This is a genomic window from Methylotuvimicrobium alcaliphilum 20Z, from assembly GCF_000968535.2.
In the GTDB taxonomy this organism is placed as follows: Bacteria; Pseudomonadota; Gammaproteobacteria; order Methylococcales; family Methylomonadaceae; genus Methylotuvimicrobium; species Methylotuvimicrobium alcaliphilum.
On sequence record NC_016112.1, the window covers coordinates 2,995,631 to 3,013,932 of the forward strand.

The following is an 18,302-nucleotide window of genomic DNA, read 5'->3' on the forward strand; positions in this document are numbered from 1 at the left end:
CTTACCATCCATCAAACCACTTTACTACCGTACCCGCCGCCGCCGGGCGTTTCGATTTGCAGCACGTCCCCGGCTTGCATTTCGACTTGGGCGCAACCGCCTAAAGACTCGACGGACCCGCTTGCCCGCCATAGGCTATTTTTGCCGGCCGCGCCGGGCTCGCTGCCGTGCAGTCCGAATGGAGCAGTTGCGCGATGGCTCGACAAAATGTTAACGCTCATCGGTTCGAGAAACTTGATTCTGCGCACGACCCCGTTCCCGCCGTTGAACGCGCCTTGGCCGCCGCTGCCTTGGCGTATCGAAAATGTTTCGAGCAAAACCGGAAAACGCCATTCCAGCACTTCTGGGTCGGTAATGCGCGAATTAGTCATGTGCGTATGTACCGCGCTGCAGCCGTCGAAACCGTTGCCGGCGCCGGCTCCGCCGCAAATCGTTTCGTAATATTGATAACGCTGATTGCCGAAGGTCAGATTGTTCATCGTGCCTTGCGATCCGGCCAATACGCCCAATGCGCCGTACAAGGCGTCGACGATGATTTGCGAAGTCTCGACATTGCCGGCGACGACTGCGGCCGGGTATTTCGGATTAAGCATAGAGCCTTCCGGAATGACGATATCGAGCGGCTTGAGACAACCGGCATTGAGCGGAATGTCGTCCTGCACCAAGGTTCTGAAGACGTACAATACCGCCGCCTTGCAGACGGCCGACGGCGCATTGAAATTACCGGACTGCTGCGGCGAGGTGCCGCTGAAATCGATACGCGCGGACTCGCGTTCGCGATCGACAGTCACGTGCACGGCGATTTCGGCGCCGTCGTCGAGCGCATAACGAAATTGTCCATCCGGCAGATTGGCCAAAATCTTGCGCACCGAGGCCTCGGCATTATCCTGCACGAAGCGCATGTAGGCTTGTACGACCGCCAATGAATAATGCGCGATCATTTTATGTAGTTCTTGAGCGCCTTTTTCGTTCGCGGCGATCTGGGCCTGAAAATCGGCAATATTCTGATCGGGATTGCGCGCCGGATAGTCTCCCGACAGCAGCCATTGCCTCAAAGCCTCCTCGTTGAAACGGCCTTGTTCGACGATTTTGATGCCTGAAGTCAACACGCCCTCTTCTTCTATCGTGCGACTATGCGATGGCATCGATCCCGGCGTGATGCCGCCGATATCGGCATGATGACCGCGCGATGCGGTAAAAAACAGCAGCCTATCCCGATCGAAAACCGGCGTGATAATCGTGATATCGGGCAGATGCGTGCCGCCTCGATAAGGCGAATTGACCAGAAAGACATCGCCGCGTGCCATCGTGAAATCGCTGTTTTGCAGCAAGCATTTGACGGTCTCGCCCATCGAGCCAAGATGCACCGGAATATGCGGCGCGTTCGCGATCAACTCGCCTTGCGCATCGAACAGCGCGCATGAAAAATCCAGCCTTTCCTTGATATTGACCGAGTGCGCGGTGTTTTGCAGGACGAAACCCATCTGCTCGGCGATCGATATGAACAGTTTGTTAAAAATTTCCAACATGACCGGATCGGGCGACGCACCGGTCGCCAATGCAGCATGTTCGCTGCCTTGTTGCCGCGTCAGAATCAGATTTTGTTCCTGATCGACCGAGGCACGCCAGCCTGGGTCGATCACGAGGGTCGAGGTCGACTCGATGACGATAGCCGGCCCGTCGATGACCCTGTTCCGGTTTAACTGTTCGCGCCGATACACGGGCGTTTGCCAATGCCGTCCACGGAAAAAAACCGATTCGATCGTCAGTGGCGCGATGTCTTCGAAATCTTTGTCCTCTGCCGGTATCGATGCATCTTGCCCGCTGAGTCCGATGACTTCGACGGCCATCGATTCGATAACGAGCGGCTTGTCGGCATAGGTAAATCCGAATTGGCGCAAATATTGCAGTTCGAAATCGGCCAGCATGACCGACTGTTCGGCAAATTCGACCGCCAACGCGGTATCGGTGCCCTGGTAGCGTAAAAACAGGCGGCGAACCGCTTCGATGCGAACTTTTACAACGCCTTGCGCGGCAATCTCGGCATGCCCTTCTCGTTCCAACGCATCGAATTCGAGTCGTAAAGCGTCCAACGAAACCTTGCCCCACGGCCGTTCCAAGGCTTTTTGTCGAACCGTGCGCAAGTCTGCCAGACCCATGCCGTAGGCCGACAAGACGCCCGCGAACGGATGCAGGATAATACACCGCATCCCCAAGCGTTCGGCCACCGAGCAGGCATGTTGTCCCGCCGCCGCGCCGTAACAGCACAAGGCATATTCGGAAACGTCGTAGCCTTTTTGCACCGAGATAGTCTTGATGGCCGCCGCCATGTTTTCGACCGCGATATCGAGAAAACCTTCGGCGACTTGTTCGGGACTTCGGCTATCGCCGGTCGCCTCTTGTATGCGCTGTGAAAGTTCGGCGAACAAAACTCCAACCCGGTCCCGATCGAGTGGCAAATTGCCTTCGGTGCCGAAAACGGCCGGAAACAGCGGCAATCTCCCCAACATGATATTCGCATCGGTCACGGTCAACGGACCGCCTCGCCGGTAGCCGGCCGGCCCCGGATTCGCGCCGGCCGAATCGGGACCGACCCGGTAGCGCATGCCGTCGAAATGCAGAATCGAGCCACCGCCCGCCGCGACGGTGTGTATCGCCATCATCGGCACGCGCATTCTAACGCCCGCGACCTCGGTTTCGAAGCGGCGTTCGTATTCGCCTGCGAAATGCGCAACATCGGTCGAGGTGCCGCCCATGTCGAACGCGATGATTTTGTCGAAACCGGCCTGTTGCGCGATCGCGACCGCACCGACGATACCGCCTGCCGGGCCCGATAAAATACAATCGCGGCCTCGAAAACGCTTGGCATCGGTCAAGCCGCCGTTCGATTGCATGAACATCAAGCGAACTTCATCCGAGCGCTCGCCGCCCAAACCCGAGGCAACCTGATCGACATAGCGCTGCAACATCGGCGATAAATAGGCATCGACGACGGTCGTATCGCCGCGCCCGACGACCTTCATTAAAGGACTGACTTGATGCGAAATGGAGATTTGCGTGAAGCCGACCCTTTCGGCGATTTTCTGCAAGCGGATTTCATGCGCCGGATAACGCCAGGCATGAAGCAATACTACCGCGATCGCGCGCAAGCCTTGGTCGTAAAGCGCTTGTAACTGCCGTTCGGCAAGCTGCTCGTCCAAGGTTTTAAGCACGCTGCCTTGCGCGTCGATACGCTCGTCGATTTCAACGACGGTTCGATAAAGCTGTTCGGGCAGTTGGATATTCAGCGCGAAGATATCGGGCCGGTTCTGGTAAGCGATGCGCAAACAATCCTTGAAGCCTTTTGTGATTATTAGCGCGACGGGTTCGCCTTTGCGTTCGAGCAAGGCATTGGTGCCGACCGTCGTGCCCATTTTGACGATTTCGACGGCATCCGCCAACGGCTCTGCTGGACCCACATTCAGGATATCGCGCATGCCTTGCAACGCGGCATCCCGGTAACGTTCCGGGTTATCCGACAGTAATTTATGCGTAAGCAGGCGTCCGTCCGGGCTTTTCGCGACAACGTCGGTAAAGGTGCCGCCCCGGTCTATCCAAAATTGCCAGCGTTTGACTTCATTCATAAGCGACCTTCATGCCGATCCGAAGATCCAATTGCCGTTCGGCATGGCCTTGATTGACGGCGATTTCGACCAAGCCGCATGAATTGCAATACCAAAACGGCTCGCCTACCCCGACTTCGCTGAAGGTGCCGGCTTGCTCGAGCCTGCGTCCGTCGAACATTAACTTCCGTCCATCCAGTTCGGAACGGTAACGCAGACCGGTAAAGGCATTGCCGTAGCCGTCGAAATAAATAATTTCGGTAAGATCTTCAGGCCAATCGGCGATATCGACATGGTAAGGTTTTAAATCGTCTGCCGCTTGACCCAGAGCGAGGCGTGCCGCGACCGGCGCGAACAAATCGCGGCCGTGAAAACTCATCGAGCAATTTTCGGGACGCCAGACGATTTCAAACCAATCGCGGCGTTCGGCATGTTTGGCGACGGTATTCAACAAGCCGTTATCCGGGCCGACGAATGTTTGTCCATCCGCCTGCAATACCACGGGCTTACGCGCCCCGCCGACACCGGGATCGACGACGCAGAGAAAAACCGAATCTTGCGGAAACTGTTGCCGCAACGCGGCCAATAGATAGGCGGCAGATCGGGGATTGCCGCACGGCGCGTTACTGACGAGGTGAATGACGGGATGGGACGGCGCAAGCTGTCGAAGCACGACTTCGACCTGCCCGAGATAAGGGCCGGCCGGCCCGAAATCGGTGAACAGTGCGATAGCTGCGCCGGTCATTCACATGGCCAAGACCGACAACCCGGCGTCGACATCGATCGCTTCGCATCCGTTTAGCGGGTTCGGGTTGGCTTTGAGTCCGGCGAAATCGAACAGTTGAGTATCGGCCAATTGCGATGGCGCGATGTTTTGCAGGCTCGTGAAGATCGTCTCCAAACGCCCCGGAAACTGTTTGTCCCAGGTCTTCAGCATGATTTTCATCGCCTGGCGCTGCAGGTTTTCCTGCGAGCCGCACAGATTGCACGGAATGATCGGGTAATCGCGGAACGCGGCGAAGCGTTGTATTTCTTTTTCGCGGCAATAGGCGAGCGGCCGGATCACGATGTTTTTCTTATCGTCGCTCAAAAGTTTGGGCGGCATCGCCTTCAGTTTGCCGCCGTAAAAAATATTCAGGAAAAAAGTTTCCAAAATATCGTCGCGGTGATGGCCTAGGGCGATCTTGGTAATGCCGTTCGCCTCGGCAAAACCGTATAAGGTACCGCGCCGCAACCTCGAACACAGGCCGCAGGTCGTTTGGCCTTCGGGAATCACGCGCTTGACCACGCTATAGGTGTCTTTCTCGATGATGTGGTAAGGAACGCCGATGGATTCGAGGTATTCGGGCAAGACATGCTCGGGAAAACCCGGTTGCTTCTGATCCAGATTGACTGCCAGCAGTTCGAACTTGACCGGTGCGGTTTTTTGCAGATTCATCAAGATGTCCAGCATCGTGAACGAATCCTTGCCTCCGGACAGGCAAACCATGATTTTATCGCCGTCCTCGATCATGTTGTAATCGGCGATCGCATCGCCGACCGCATGACGCAAACGTTTCTGCAGTTTATTGAATTGGGTTCGGGATTTTTGAATCGGATGAGTCATACGAAATAAATTATAGGCTACGCATCGCGTACCCTTTTCGGGGCGCGGAAAATAATTTCAGGTTCCTACGCTGGCGAGACTGTGAAAGCATTCAATATTACGAAATAACCATGAAGCGCATGAAGAACTAGATAGTTGATTTTATCGTCTTTTAGGATTTGGTCGTAAATAACTTCCCTAATTTTACGGAGGGTTCGGTTGCTCGATTGGCAGGTGTCGGCGGCAGGGAAAGCCGCCGTCAAGCCTACACGGACGTATTTACGGCGTCCTGTCAAGCGAGTTACCGAAATCTCAACAAAGCTCATAGTTCCCGGACGTTATTTATACTCGTCGTAGATCAAAATTCGGCACCGAGGGCTCGTCAAAGGACGCCGTGAAACATCCCTGTAGGCTCTATGCCAGCTCCATGCTGGCGCCTCCTCAGGCACTGCCGAATTTGAAGTGCGAAATGTATATCAACCGTTATAACGCTGGAATATCAAAGTCGCGTTGGTGCCGCCGAAACCGAAACTATTCGACATGATCGTATTCAATGTAACGTTGTCCTTAAATTCGCGCACGATAGGAATATCGGTTGCATCGGGGTCTAGTTCGGTAATATTGGCCGAAGCGCTTAAAAAACCTTCTTCCATCATCAACAATGAATAAATCGCCTCATTGACGCCGGCAGCGCCGAGCGCATGACCGGTCAGCGACTTGGTCGAACTAACCTTAGGCACATTACCTTGTCCAAACACGGTGCGCAACGCCTCGAGTTCTTTGGTATCGCCGACCGGCGTGCTGGTGCCGTGCGCATTGATATAATCAATTTCGGCATCGACAGTCGCCATCGCCTGCTGCATACAGCGGATCGCACCTTCGCCGGAAGGCTGCACCATGTCATAACCATCCGAAGTCGCGCCGTAACCGGTTAATTCGGCATAGATTTTAGCGCCGCGCGCCTTGGCATGTTCGAGCTCTTCGATCACAAGCACGCCGCCGCCGCCGGAGATCACGAAGCCGTCGCGAGTTGCATCATAAGGGCGCGATGCAGTTTCGGGAGCGTCGTTATATTTCGACGACAATGCGCCCATGGCATCGAATAATAGCGACATTGTCCAATGTACTTCTTCGCCGCCGCCGGCGAATACGACATCTTGCTTACCCATTTGAATCAATTCCATCGCATGACCGATGCAGTGCGCGCTGGTCGCACAAGCCGAACTGATCGAATAATTGACGCCTTTAATCTTGAACGGCGTGGCCAAACAGGCGGTGTTCGTACTCGACATTGTTCTCGGCACCATGTAAGGACCGACTTTTTTAATGCCTTTTTCGCGCAAAATATCGGCAGCATCGACCAAATTCGATGTCGACGGACCGCCGGACCCCATGACTAACCCCGTTCTAAAATTAGAGATTTCAGACTCCTCAAGTCCCGAATCCTCGATCGCCTGTTGCATAGCTACATAATTGAACGCGGCGCCATCGCCCATGAAACGTTTAACTTTTCGATCTATGAATTCATTAAGATCGATATTAATCGCGCCGCGCACATGGCTTCTAAAACCAAGCTCTTGATAATCATTGGCAAACGAAATTCCGGAACGACCTTGTTTCAAGGAATCGACTACCTCTTCGCGATTATTTCCGATGCTGGAAACAATACCTAAACCGGTTACTACGACTCTTTTCATCAATTACGCCCCTAAAAATCTTCTGTTGAAGTAAACAGACCCACTCGTAAATCGGTCGCTTCGTATATTTCCTTACCGTCGACTTCCATCGTGGCATCGGCAATGCCCATGACTAATTTTCGCATAATCACCCTTTTTAAATGAATACGATATGTCACTTTTTTTGCGGTGGGACGAACTTGACCTGTGAATTTAACTTCGCCGACTCCCAATGCACGGCCTTTACCGGGCCCGCCCAACCAGCATAAATAAAACCCGACCAATTGCCACATTGCATCCAAACCGAGACACCCCGGCATGACCGGATCGCCTTGAAAATGGCATTCGAAAAACCACAAATCGGGTTTAATATCTAATTCAGCAATGATTTCACCCTTACCATACTTACCTCCTTCGTCGGAAATATGAGTGATGCGATCCATCATTAACATATTCGGTAATGGTAATTGCGCATTTTCCGGCCCGTACAACTCCCCCCTGCCGGACATTAATAATTCTTCGCGCGTAAAACTATGCTGCTTCCCCATTATTAGTACCTAAGCTTAATTTTTATTAAACGGCGTATTATCCATTAGATAACAAAAAAAATCAGCTCAATTTTTCATCCGAAATGGCGATAAGGAACGAGCGTGAAATAACTTCGACAACTGTTAAAAGCAGGTCGGCGGCTCGATTGGCAGGTGTCGGCGGCAGGGATAGCCGCCGTCAAGCCTACAAGGACGTATCCACCCAGCCCCTAAATCCCATAGCCCATCGGTCATGGTTAACAGTCTTACTAAGTTAGGGGCTGGGTCCTGTCAAGCGAGTCGCCGAACCACCGCAAAGCTTATACTTGTAAAAGTTATTTTGTGCATATTTCTAAGCCACCTTATCAATTCTTCCCGACAAGCATCAACCGGGCTGTACATCTTTCATGACATCGCCGAGCCGAATCGAATCCCGTTCCATAATGAGCTGATAAATTATCGCATAACCTAAAACCGCAGCGACATATTCCCGAGTTTCCTTAAACGGGATCGTTTCCATCCAAATATCGGCCGGCAACGTTTGATACCTCGGCAACCATCGATCGACTCTTCCCGGACCGGCGTTATAAGCGGCAGCGGCAAGGGCAAAATGACCGCCGAAACGGTCGAGCATTTGTTTGTAATAATGCGTACCATACTTAACATTTACATTGGGCTGATACAAGCTATTTTCCGATTGCCATCTTTCATTAAGTTTTCGCGCGATTTGCCGACCGGTTTGCGGCATGATTTGCATCAAACCGCGCGCGCCGGCCGGCGACCTTGCCCTAGGGTCGAAAACGCTCTCCCGACGAATCAACCCTAAGACAATAGCCGGGTCTAAGGCTTGTTGCCGCGCCTGTTTTTTGATGTCGTCGAGATAATCGAGCGGAAAGCGCAAACCAACATCGTCCCAATATTCCGCTTTCGCAATCGTAAATACCGCGGTCTGCGTCCAGCCCCACTGCTGCGCTACTTTGGCGGCAATCTGAATTTGTTGCTTATCGAGCCTACCCAGCAAATACCACCATTGCCGAAGACCGTCCTGCTCCCGACCCATGGACTTTAGTTCGGCAACGAGACTCACGGCAGGCAAGCGTTCAAAATTTGCCAATTGCTCCGCTGTCAATGCCAACGGCCGATCGGAGAGCGTCGGCGCCTTATTCAAGATTTCCGCCGCGAGAAACCCGAACAAACTGCGATCCCCGGCCAATGCTTCGAATACTTTGCGCCCTCGTTCGCGTTGTCCGGTTTCGTTTAACGCACGGGCCAACCAATATTGCCAACGGGGTTGGTTTTTTTCCTGTTCGCTTAACCCGCTCAAAGCCTCAATAACATGAGGCCAGTTTTGTTCGAGCAAGGCCGCCCTAACACGCCACTCCCTAACTACATTATCGGCATTGTTAACCCTGCTCAATCGCTCATAAGCCCCCGACCTTCTATCAAAAACCAATGATAACCCTAGCTTACGTTCGACGTTATCGACAGTCTCGACCGACATTCGATAACGATCTTTATTGGCGTCCCAAACGCTCAACGCAGCATTCACATCGGAACCGGCCAAGCGCTCGATGCCGTATGCGAAAATCGACCCAAGCATTCGATATTCTTTTTGCCATTCGGATGACTGCTCAACCATGCGAGACGACTGATGTACCCTGAGCCAAAAGTCTGCCGCCGACTGCTCGTTCGGATTGAGCAATTTTTTGACATAACTGGCCAACGAAACCCTGTTGTTTCTCAAAGCCAGCTCGAATCGCCGCCAAATCATGTCTTGCGTAAATTCATCCGATGCCATCAATTCGTTTAATAAAGCATCGCAAGCTTTTGGCTGCGAATAACCGACCGTCCAAAGTTTTTTGGCTTCCCTCAACGCGTCATCCCGAAACCCGGTTTTTAATCTGGCCCATTGATAATGACATGCCAACTCGGCATTATCAGTCGGCCGATAATGCTCGACCAACTCCTGCCATCGCTTGCCGTCCGCCAAATACTTTAACCATTCGCGTCTCAACAAGGCCGAATAGCGCATGTCCGAATAATCGTTTAAATAACGTTTAATCTCTTGATCGCGGTCCAAATTATTTTTAAGCCATTGATACTTGAGTAACGGATATAAGGGATAATCGCTGAGCGCTTCGGCACTTTTAGGAAAAGCACCGCGATTAATTGACGCAATTTGTTTCTCGGCATCTAAAAATGCCTGGCGCCGATCGTCTATATTCATTGCCGATGCGACTGAAAACGGGCTTAACAGCCCTATCAGGCAAATAATTAATTGAACATTCATTGGGTTTAGGGTTTTTAAAAAATACGACACGGCTTATAATTTTGGTTATTAATCTCAGTCAACGCGGCGGAACGTGCATAGCAAAAAGCTCAATCAAAACCCATCACTATACACTTGGAATTATATTTATCGCATCGCGCTGCTGCATAAAAAAGAATTGCTTGTTGCCCATATCATAGCGATTCTGGGAACGATTGCCAGTGTTCCCGTGCCTTTACTTATGCCACTGCTAGTCGACGAAGTGCTACTCGACAAACCCGGCCTAGTCATCGCCACGATAAATCGTTTCACGCCGGAAGCCTGGCAAGCCCCCATTCTCTATATCGTTACGATTCTATTGCTCAGCCTATTGCTGCGTATCATCTCTATCCTGTTTCACATCATTCAAGGCAAACAATTCACCTGCATCGCCAAGGATATCGTTTTTAGAATTCGCCGTAACCTGATCGACCGCCTGCAGACCATATCGATGTCCGAATACGAAAGCTTGGGCGCCGGCACGGTCGTCACGCACCTGGTCACAGACCTCGATACGATAGACAGCTTTATCGGCACCACGATCAGTCGCTTATTGGTTGCCGTGCTGACCATTCTCGGCACGGCTGCAATTTTGCTATGGATGCATTGGCAATTGGGTCTCTTTATTTTGCTGTTGAACCCTATCGTTATCTATTTCACGCGCGCGGTCGGTTCCAGAGTAAAGGACCTCAAATCGAAAGAAAATGCTTCTTACGGAGTCTTTCAACAAGCCTTGACCGAAACGCTCGAAGCGATTCATCAAATCAGAGCGAGTAACCGAGAGAAGCATTATTGCCTGCAACTGATCGACGCAGCGCGCTCGGTCAAAGACTATTCGACCGCCTTTGCCTGGAAAAGCGATGCGGCAACCCGCTTGAGTTTTTTGATTTTTTTATTCGGGTTCGACATATTCCGCGCACTGGCAATGCTGATGGTGTTTTATTCCGACCTCAGTATCGGCCAAATGCTTGCGGTATTCGGTTATCTTTGGTTCATGATGGCGCCGGTTCAGGAAATTTTGGGCATCCAATATGCCTTTTATGCCGCTAAAGGCGCGTTGAATCGAATCAATAAACTCAACGCGTTGCAACAAGAGCCCCATTATCCGCATATTAAAAACCCTTTTAGCCATAAAAAAACCGTCTCGATCCGCGTCGAAAATCTGAATTTCGGTTATAGCGACGAAAAGGTTTTGAACAACATCAAACTCACCATACCTGCAGGCGAAAAAGTTGCTTTGGTCGGTGCCAGCGGCGGCGGCAAATCGACTTTGGTACAAACCTTAATCGGCCTGTACACGCCCGATAGCGGCACCATTTATTACGACGAAGTCCCGGTCGAACAGATTGGACTCGAAGTTATCCGTGAGCATGTCGTCACGGTATTGCAGCATCCGATTTTATTTAATGACACTATTCGAACGAATCTGACGCTCGGTAAACCGGTGGATGATAGTGAACTCTGGAAAGCCCTTGAGATTGCTCAATTGAAAAGCGCCATCGACGAATTGCCCAAGGGACTCGATACCATCGTCGGTCGACAAGGCATGCGCCTGTCGGGCGGACAACGGCAAAGAATGGCGATCGCCCGCATGATCGTCGCAAACCCGAAAGTCGTGATACTCGATGAAGCCACCTCGGCGCTCGATTCCGAAACCGAACACAATCTACATCAAGCCATGGCCCAATTTCTCGAAGGCCGAACGACGATCATCATTGCGCATCGCCTGAGCGCCGTTAAACAAGCCGATCACGTCTACGTATTTGAGGAAGGCGGCATCTGCGAACAAGGCCGCCATGAAACCTTAATCGCCCAAAAAGGTCTCTATGCCAAACTCTACGGTGAATATCAATGAGAAAAGCAGGGGAAAGGTGCAAGATAAAAGGTAAAAGGTAAAAGGAATTAAAATCACCTTCAACCTTTAACCTACAAACCTTGAACCTTGAACCTTGAACCTTGAACCTTGAACCTTGAACCTTGAACCTTGAACCTTGAACCTTCATCATGCCAGAAAACTACGATCTACACAGCCATTCCACCGCATCGGACGGCGCATTGTCACCTAGCGAACTGATTCAGAGAGCTAAGGATAAAGGCGTTACATCCCTTGCATTGACCGACCATGACACGACCGATGGACTCGCCGAAGCAAAGCAAGCGGCAACCGAGGCCGGTATCGATCTGATTTCGGGCATCGAACTATCGACCTCCTGGCATAAACACTGCTTACACATCGTCGGTTTAAATATCGACACGGAAAGCCCGCGCTTGAAAGAAGGCATATACAAACTGCAAGCGATACGCCGCGAACGTGCCGAGCAAATTGCCGGAAAACTGGAAAAAAAACGTATTCTCGGTGCGCTCGACGCAGTCAAAACCGCCGCAGGCGCCGGCATGATTACTCGCACGCACTTCGCGGATTTTTTGTTATCGGAAGGCCATGTCACGACGCAACAAGAGGCTTTCGACCGATACATCGGCCAAGGTAAACCCGCCTATGTCTCGACAGAATGGGCCGGACTCGAAGAAGCTATCGGTTGGATCAAGGAATCGGGCGGGGTTGCGGTATTGGCGCATCCGATGCGTTATAAACTCACCGCTTCTTGGATGAAACGCTTATTAACCGCGTTCAAAGAAGCCGGCGGCGACGCGATCGAAGTAGTCTGCGGTCGCAACGACCCGACCGAAATTCAAACCTCGATGCAATACGCGCAAAAATTCGATCTGGCCGGCTCGAAAGGCTCGGATTTTCATAACCCCAAATACGTTTGGGTCGAACTCGGGCGCCTAAACCCGTTACCCGATCGTATCAAACCCGTTTGGGATTTGTTCGAAGCGCACGCCTAAATATTGAGCTTCAGTCACAATTACCACTATCGGTTGACGTGTTAAGCCGATTGAAATTAACATGACTCCAATTCAACCGGATAACAATTATGGGTCAGGAAATCTCAGCGTCGCATTACGATTTAGGCGATTTCGACCGGTTCCATCGAAAATTGACTCAGGAAACCTTACTCCTCAGTAAATTATTCGACCGACAAGCCTTTTCGACCCGCCATCCGGTCGCCGGTTTCGAGATTGAAGCCTGGTTGGTCGACGATAACATGGCTCCCGCACCTATTAACGATCGCTTCTTGTCCGGCTTAAACGATCCATTAGCTTGCGAGGAGTTGGCAAAATTCAATATCGAACTCAACAGCGTACCGACACCATTGGCAGGCAATCTCGGCAGCCGCCTTGCCGAACAATTGCAAACAACCTGGAATAAGGCGCGCCGTCAGGCAGAAAGCTGCAATGCTCACATCATCATGATCGGCACGCTTCCGACACTGAAACAAGCCGACCTTAACCTCGGCAATATGTCGGATCTCAATCGCTACCGCGCGCTGAACGAACAAATCCTGCATTCCCGGGGCAAACCGATACATCTCGATATCACCGGTATCGAACATCTAAAAACAGACCATTATGACGTGATGTTGGAATCGGCCACGACGTCATTCCAAATCCACACGCAGGTGCCGCTTACTATCGCGCATCATTTTTATAACGCATCGATTATCGCTTCGGCTCCGATGGTCGCGCTATGCGGCAATGCGCCGTATTTATTCGGTAAAAATCTTTGGCATGAATCGCGAATTCCGCTGTTCGAGCAAGCCATCGAAACGGGCGGCTACGCCGGCGCCGCGCAAGGACCGGTCAAACGGGTCAGCTTCGGAACCGGTTACGCTAGAAAAACGATCCTAGAATGCTTTCAAGAAAACCTGGATCATTTCCCAATCTTACTGCCCGAAGACTTAGGCCCCGTCTCGGAAATTTTCGAGCATTTAAAATTGCATAACGGGACGATTTGGCGTTGGAATAGACCGTTGATCGGTTTCGACGACGACGGAACCCCGCATATCCGCATCGAACATCGAACACCGGCAGCCGGACCGACCGTGATCGACGCAATCGCCAATGCCTTATTTTTTTATGGATTGACTAAAAATCTATGCGATGAAATCATCGACAAAGGCATCTCGGTTCCGTTTAGCCAAGCTAAAGATAATTTCTATCAAGCGGCACGATACGGCTTAGAAAGCCCGATCGTCTGGCTAGACGGCACCAAACATCGAATGCAGTCATTATTCATTGCCGAGCTCGTCGCACGCGCGGTCATAGGATTAAAATCTCTCGGCATCAGCCGCTGCGATATAGAAGACTTTCTAGGCATCGTACAGCACCGTATTGCAACCAAACAAACCGGTTCTCAATGGCAACGCGACTTCATGACGAGCAATCCGGATGATTTTACCGCGATGACCCGGCAATATCTCGACAATCAAAACCGAGACAAGCCGGTCAGCGAATGGCTAATAATGTAAACTCTATTTCAATGAATACTGCTCCATTAAATCCTGTGCAACTGAATCAATTAGACTATTTACCGGAAGGCCTATTAACTGCCTCCTCCGAAACCCTGCATGAGATACTGCCCAACCCGACGCTGATCCATTTAATAGGGAAAGACCCGGCGCCCTTGTTCATATCAGTGCTATTGCATGGCAATGAGCCGACCGGCTTACTCGCAGCACAGACCTTACTAAAAAAATACCAAGACCGCGCGCTGCCACGTTCGGTATCGATATTTTTCGGTAATACGCAAGCCGCCCGACTCGGCTTGAGAAGACTCGACCGGCAACCCGATTTCAATCGCATCTGGCCTGGTACCGAATTACCGGACTGTCCTGAAACCCGAATGACTCAACAAGTTGTCGATTCTATGCGGGCTAAAAATGTATTCGCGAGTATCGATATTCATAACAATACCGGATTGAATCCGCATTACGCCTGCGTCAATAAACTGGATGACAAATTTTTACAACTGGCCTCGCTATTCGGTCGCCTAATCGTTTATTTTACGCGTCCGAAAGGTGTGCAATCGGCCGCCTTCGCCGAACTCTGCCCATCGGTCACGTTGGAATGCGGTAAACCGGATCAACAACACGGCATCGAACATGCTTTCGAATTTCTCAATAGTTGTTTAAACTTGAGCGATTTCCCGGAACACCCGGTTTATCCGCAAGACATCGATCTTTATCATACTGTCGCACAAGTTAAAATCCCCAAATCCATAACCTTCAGCTTTCAAGAAACAGCATCCGACTTGCTGCTCAATAAAGATCTCGACCATATGAACTTTAATGAAATACCTGCGGGTACCGTTTGGGGATCCGTAGACGGCCTAAAAACTCTGCCGATTCTTGCCTTGGACGACAATGCGCAAAATATCAGCGATCGATTCTTTAAGATTCAGGACGGCGAATTGCGCATAACGCGCAAAGCCATGCCGTCCATGCTGACACTGGACGAAAAAGTCATCAAACAAGACTGTCTCTGTTATTTGATGGAAAGATTACACCCATGAGCTTCTGGAAAACCAAAAAGCTGATCGAAATGAGCGTTCAGGAATGGGAATCGTTATGCGACGGCTGCGGCAAATGTTGTTTAAATAAATTGGAAGACGAAGACACCGGCGAGATCTATCTAACCAACGCCGTTTGCGACCTGATCGACCTAAAAACTTGCCGTTGTACTCGTTATCAGGAAAGAACCCGGCTGGTGCCCGACTGCGTCGATTTAAAACAATCGACGACATGGACGGCTTTCGATTGGATGCCGGAAACGTGCGCTTATCGGCTGCTGGCAATAGGCGAAGACTTACCCGATTGGCACCCTTTGGTTAGCGGCAATCCAGACAGCGTCAAAGAAGCCGGCATATCGATTTCAAGTTTTGCGATCAAAGAATCCGAAGTCGACGATCTAGAAGATCATGTGATCGATTGGCAGTAAACAGTTATTCTTCAAACATGCCCGATAACCCTAAATTCGGCAGTTTAACCATAAAGCACATGAAGTCCGCTGCTGGATGGGATTTACAGCGTGTAGCCCGTATGCAGCGCAGCGGAATACGGGAATGGCGTTGCTCCGAATTTCTGGTTCCCACGGTCCTCCGTGGGAACCCATACCTTGACTGCAGAAGCAACATCGGTATGCATTCCAACGCGGGAGGCGTGGGAACGAGTAAAAAATAGCTTTTTAAATTCATTATTCTTTCGGACTATTCATTCATGAAAATCATCTCTTGGAACGTCAACGGCATTCGAGCCGTGATGGGCAAAGGCTTTGCCGAATCCCTGGAAAAACTCGACGCGGACTGTATTCTGTTACAGGAAACCAAGGCACAGGACGACCAAGTCCAAACGGCCCTGGAAAGTATCGACAGTTATCACATTTATTCCAACTCGGCAGGACGAAAAGGTTATTCCGGCGTCGCCCTATTAACCAAGCAAGAGCCAATACAAATTCTGCAAGATATCGGCATCGACGAACACGACCAGGAAGGTCGTGTCATCGCGGCCGAATTTGAAAATTTCATTCTGCTTAATGTCTATGTCCCCAATTCCGGCGAAAAACTGGTGCGCCTCGACTACCGAAAAATCTGGGATAAGGAATTGTTGGCCTATTTTCAGCAACTCAATAGCCGAAAACCGTTAATCGCTTGCGGCGATTTCAATGTCGCGCATCAAGAAATCGACATCGCCCGCCCGAAAGCCAATTACAATAAATCGGCCGGCTACACCCAAACCGAAATCGATGGCATAAGCCGAATGTTGGAAGCGGGTTTCGTCGATACCTTCCGGCATTTACATCCGGAAACCGTCGCCTACAGTTGGTGGAGTTACCGGGCCGGTGCGCGCGCAAAAAATATCGGTTGGCGGATCGATTATGTATTGACGAGCCAAGCATTGATCGGCAAAGTCAAGAACGCATTTATCGCGCCCGACATCTTCGGCTCGGATCACTGCCCGGTCGGCATCGAGATCGACCTTTAAGCATGACCTCATTTCAACTACGCGAACATCTCATGCGCGAGCATCGTTCGGCACTGGCCCAATGCAAGGACTGCCCGGAAATGACCGGACCGGTCGTATCGGGCAGCCAGGTCTTGTCGCCAATATTGCTGATCGGCCAAGCGCCTGGGGACAAGGAAGGCGGTTTCGGCAAACCCTTTGCCTGGACAGCCGGAAAAACCTTATTCAAATGGTTCGAAAGCATCGGCCTGAATGAAACCGAATTTCGCCGGCGTGTATACATGGCTGCAGTCTGCCGCTGTTTTCCGGGCAAGAACCCGAAAGGCGGCGACCGCGTCCCGAATCGGCAGGAAATAGAAAACTGCGCGAAATGGCTGCAAGCCGAAATGGACTTATTGAAACCCGAATTAATTCTCCCGGTCGGCAAACTTGCCATCGCTCAGTTAATGCCGGTCAAAAGACTCAACGACGTCGTCGGAGACATTCACAGCGTAAACTTTTACGGCCACCGAACCGACGCGATTCCCCTGCCCCACCCGTCCGGCGCCTCGACCTGGCACCGAACCGAACCGGGCATGGCTTTGTTAGAATCGGCCTTGGATAAGATTGAAAGCCATTCGGCTTGGAGGAAGGTAGTGAGCAGTGAGCAGTGAGCAGTGAGCAGTGAGCAGTGAGCAGTGAGCAGTGAGCAGTGAGCAGTGAAATGATTGGGTATTTCTGCTTCTTGTCAAGCGTCAACTTCTGCATGCTTTTCAAAGAAGCATCCCATTTAGCTTCTTTCCATCACTCGTGAAACTTCATGGATGGTATTTGCAACAATGCTATCTAACGAATGAGCAGCTTGCAAAACATCGTGCATAGATTGACAATGCGGAATTGAAAACGAAAGATGGCCGTAGGTCAACGTAACTGTAACGTTCATGAAAGCCCGGTCATCGCCCCGGCAAATGAAAGTTTTCTGATGGGGAGGGTGCGGTCACTCGCCCGACAGGAGGCCGTGAATACATCCATGTAGGCTCGACGGCGGCTGTCCTTGCCGCCGACGCCTGTCGATCGAGCAACCGCACCCTCTCCGGAGCCGGCATTGTGTTGAATATCGTAAAATTAAATGAAGGCATTTATTCCTCAGAATACGCTTCGCTATTCGGAGTTACGCGAACCGTGGACGTTATGTGTAGATTGAAATTATGAGTCCAACGGTATTTAGAGAAAACGGTTACAGGTTCTTCTTTTTCTCAAGAGAAGAAGAGCGAATGCACGTCCATGTAATATCTAGCGAGGGTGAGGCAAAATTTTGGTTAGAACCCGAGATTGAATTGGCAAAGAACTATCGTTATTCCCGAAAGCAACTGAAAGAAATCGAATCACTTGTGGAGGTTCACTACAATGAGCTCATTAGCGCATGGCAACAATACTTTAGAAGTTGAAGTAACAAATATATCAACACATGGTATATGGCTGCTTGCTCATGATAAAGAGCTATTCATACCATACGACAAATTCCCTTGGTTTAAGGATCAGGCAGTTAAGTCAATAATCAACGTGGAAGAGCAATCTCCCGGGCATTTTTATTGGCCGGATCTTGATGTTGATTTAACAGAGGAAATCATCAAACATCCAGCACGCTTTCCGCTTAATGCCAAAAACACATAGCAATGCTGTAAATTCGGAAGCATTTGTTGTTCATTGAGCAGTGAGCAGCCCTCTGTGTCAATATACCTGAGACACCGCCCCATGCATTAAT

The 18,302-nt window shown here is 50.9% G+C and carries 15 protein-coding genes; 9 read left to right on the forward strand and 6 right to left on the reverse strand.

What is annotated here, in order from left to right; genetic code table 11:
• Positions 1–11: 11 nt before the first annotated feature.
• The 6 genes from MEALZ_RS12790 to MEALZ_RS12815 form a co-directional block, all read right to left on the reverse strand.
• Positions 12–3,623, reverse strand: a complete 3,612-nt coding sequence (locus MEALZ_RS12790) for a hydantoinase B/oxoprolinase family protein (protein WP_014149064.1) — start codon at positions 3,621–3,623, stop codon at positions 12–14.
• Positions 3,616–4,347: an SAM hydrolase/SAM-dependent halogenase family protein gene (locus MEALZ_RS12795; RefSeq protein WP_014149065.1), complete on the reverse strand. Its 732-nt coding sequence runs from the start codon at positions 4,345–4,347 to the stop codon at positions 3,616–3,618. The genes MEALZ_RS12790 and MEALZ_RS12795 overlap by 8 nt, the downstream gene beginning before the upstream one ends.
• Positions 4,348–5,208, reverse strand: a complete 861-nt coding sequence (gene ttcA, locus MEALZ_RS12800) for a tRNA 2-thiocytidine(32) synthetase TtcA (RefSeq protein ID WP_014149066.1) — start codon at positions 5,206–5,208, stop codon at positions 4,348–4,350. It lies immediately after the preceding gene.
• A 455-nt stretch (positions 5,209–5,663) separates the two neighbouring features.
• Complete coding sequence (fabB, locus tag MEALZ_RS12805) at positions 5,664–6,884, reverse strand: beta-ketoacyl-ACP synthase I (protein WP_014149067.1); 1,221 nt, start codon at positions 6,882–6,884, stop codon at positions 5,664–5,666.
• An 11-nt stretch (positions 6,885–6,895) separates the two neighbouring features.
• A complete protein-coding gene (gene fabA, locus MEALZ_RS12810; RefSeq protein ID WP_014149068.1) occupies positions 6,896–7,411 on the reverse strand; it encodes a 3-hydroxyacyl-[acyl-carrier-protein] dehydratase FabA in 516 nt (171 codons plus the stop codon).
• 364 nt (positions 7,412–7,775) lie between these two features.
• Positions 7,776–9,680 carry a lytic transglycosylase domain-containing protein gene (locus MEALZ_RS12815; protein WP_014149069.1) on the reverse strand — a complete coding sequence of 635 codons (1,905 nt, stop codon included), beginning with the start codon at positions 9,678–9,680 and terminating at the stop codon, positions 7,776–7,778.
• Between the two features lie 73 nt (positions 9,681–9,753).
• Between MEALZ_RS12815 and MEALZ_RS12820 the strand changes: the two genes are divergently transcribed.
• The 9 genes from MEALZ_RS12820 (at position 9,754) to MEALZ_RS12855 (ending at position 18,211) form a co-directional block, all read left to right on the forward strand.
• Positions 9,754–11,553, forward strand: a complete 1,800-nt coding sequence (locus MEALZ_RS12820) for an ABC transporter ATP-binding protein (RefSeq protein ID WP_014149070.1) — start codon at positions 9,754–9,756, stop codon at positions 11,551–11,553.
• A gap of 149 nt (positions 11,554–11,702) precedes the next feature.
• Positions 11,703–12,545, forward strand: coding sequence for a PHP domain-containing protein (locus MEALZ_RS12825; RefSeq protein WP_014149071.1), 843 nt, complete (start codon positions 11,703–11,705; stop codon positions 12,543–12,545).
• Between the two features lie 89 nt (positions 12,546–12,634).
• Positions 12,635–14,068: a hypothetical protein gene (locus tag MEALZ_RS12830; RefSeq protein WP_014149072.1), complete on the forward strand. Its 1,434-nt coding sequence runs from the start codon at positions 12,635–12,637 to the stop codon at positions 14,066–14,068.
• A gap of 11 nt (positions 14,069–14,079) precedes the next feature.
• The gene (locus tag MEALZ_RS12835; RefSeq protein WP_014149073.1) at positions 14,080–15,111 is read left to right on the forward strand and encodes a M14 family metallopeptidase; all 1,032 of its coding nucleotides are present in this window, start codon (positions 14,080–14,082) and stop codon (positions 15,109–15,111) included.
• Positions 15,099–15,536, forward strand: a complete 438-nt coding sequence (locus MEALZ_RS12840) for a YcgN family cysteine cluster protein (RefSeq protein ID WP_046061151.1) — start codon at positions 15,099–15,101, stop codon at positions 15,534–15,536. Before MEALZ_RS12835 ends, MEALZ_RS12840 begins: the two co-directional genes overlap by 13 nt.
• Positions 15,537–15,814: 278 nt before the next feature.
• Positions 15,815–16,579 carry an exodeoxyribonuclease III gene (locus MEALZ_RS12845; RefSeq protein ID WP_014149075.1) on the forward strand — a complete coding sequence of 255 codons (765 nt, stop codon included), beginning with the start codon at positions 15,815–15,817 and terminating at the stop codon, positions 16,577–16,579.
• Between the two features lie 2 nt (positions 16,580–16,581).
• The gene (locus MEALZ_RS12850) at positions 16,582–17,211 is read left to right on the forward strand and encodes a uracil-DNA glycosylase family protein (RefSeq protein ID WP_014149076.1); all 630 of its coding nucleotides are present in this window, start codon (positions 16,582–16,584) and stop codon (positions 17,209–17,211) included.
• 600 nt (positions 17,212–17,811) lie between these two features.
• On the forward strand, positions 17,812–17,985 hold the full coding sequence (locus MEALZ_RS23950) for a DUF4160 domain-containing protein (RefSeq protein ID WP_014149077.1): 174 nt from the start codon (positions 17,812–17,814) through the stop codon (positions 17,983–17,985).
• A complete protein-coding gene (locus MEALZ_RS12855) occupies positions 17,945–18,211 on the forward strand; it encodes a DUF2442 domain-containing protein (RefSeq protein ID WP_046061152.1) in 267 nt (88 codons plus the stop codon). The genes MEALZ_RS23950 and MEALZ_RS12855 overlap by 41 nt, the downstream gene beginning before the upstream one ends.
• Positions 18,212–18,302: the final 91 nt, after the last annotated feature.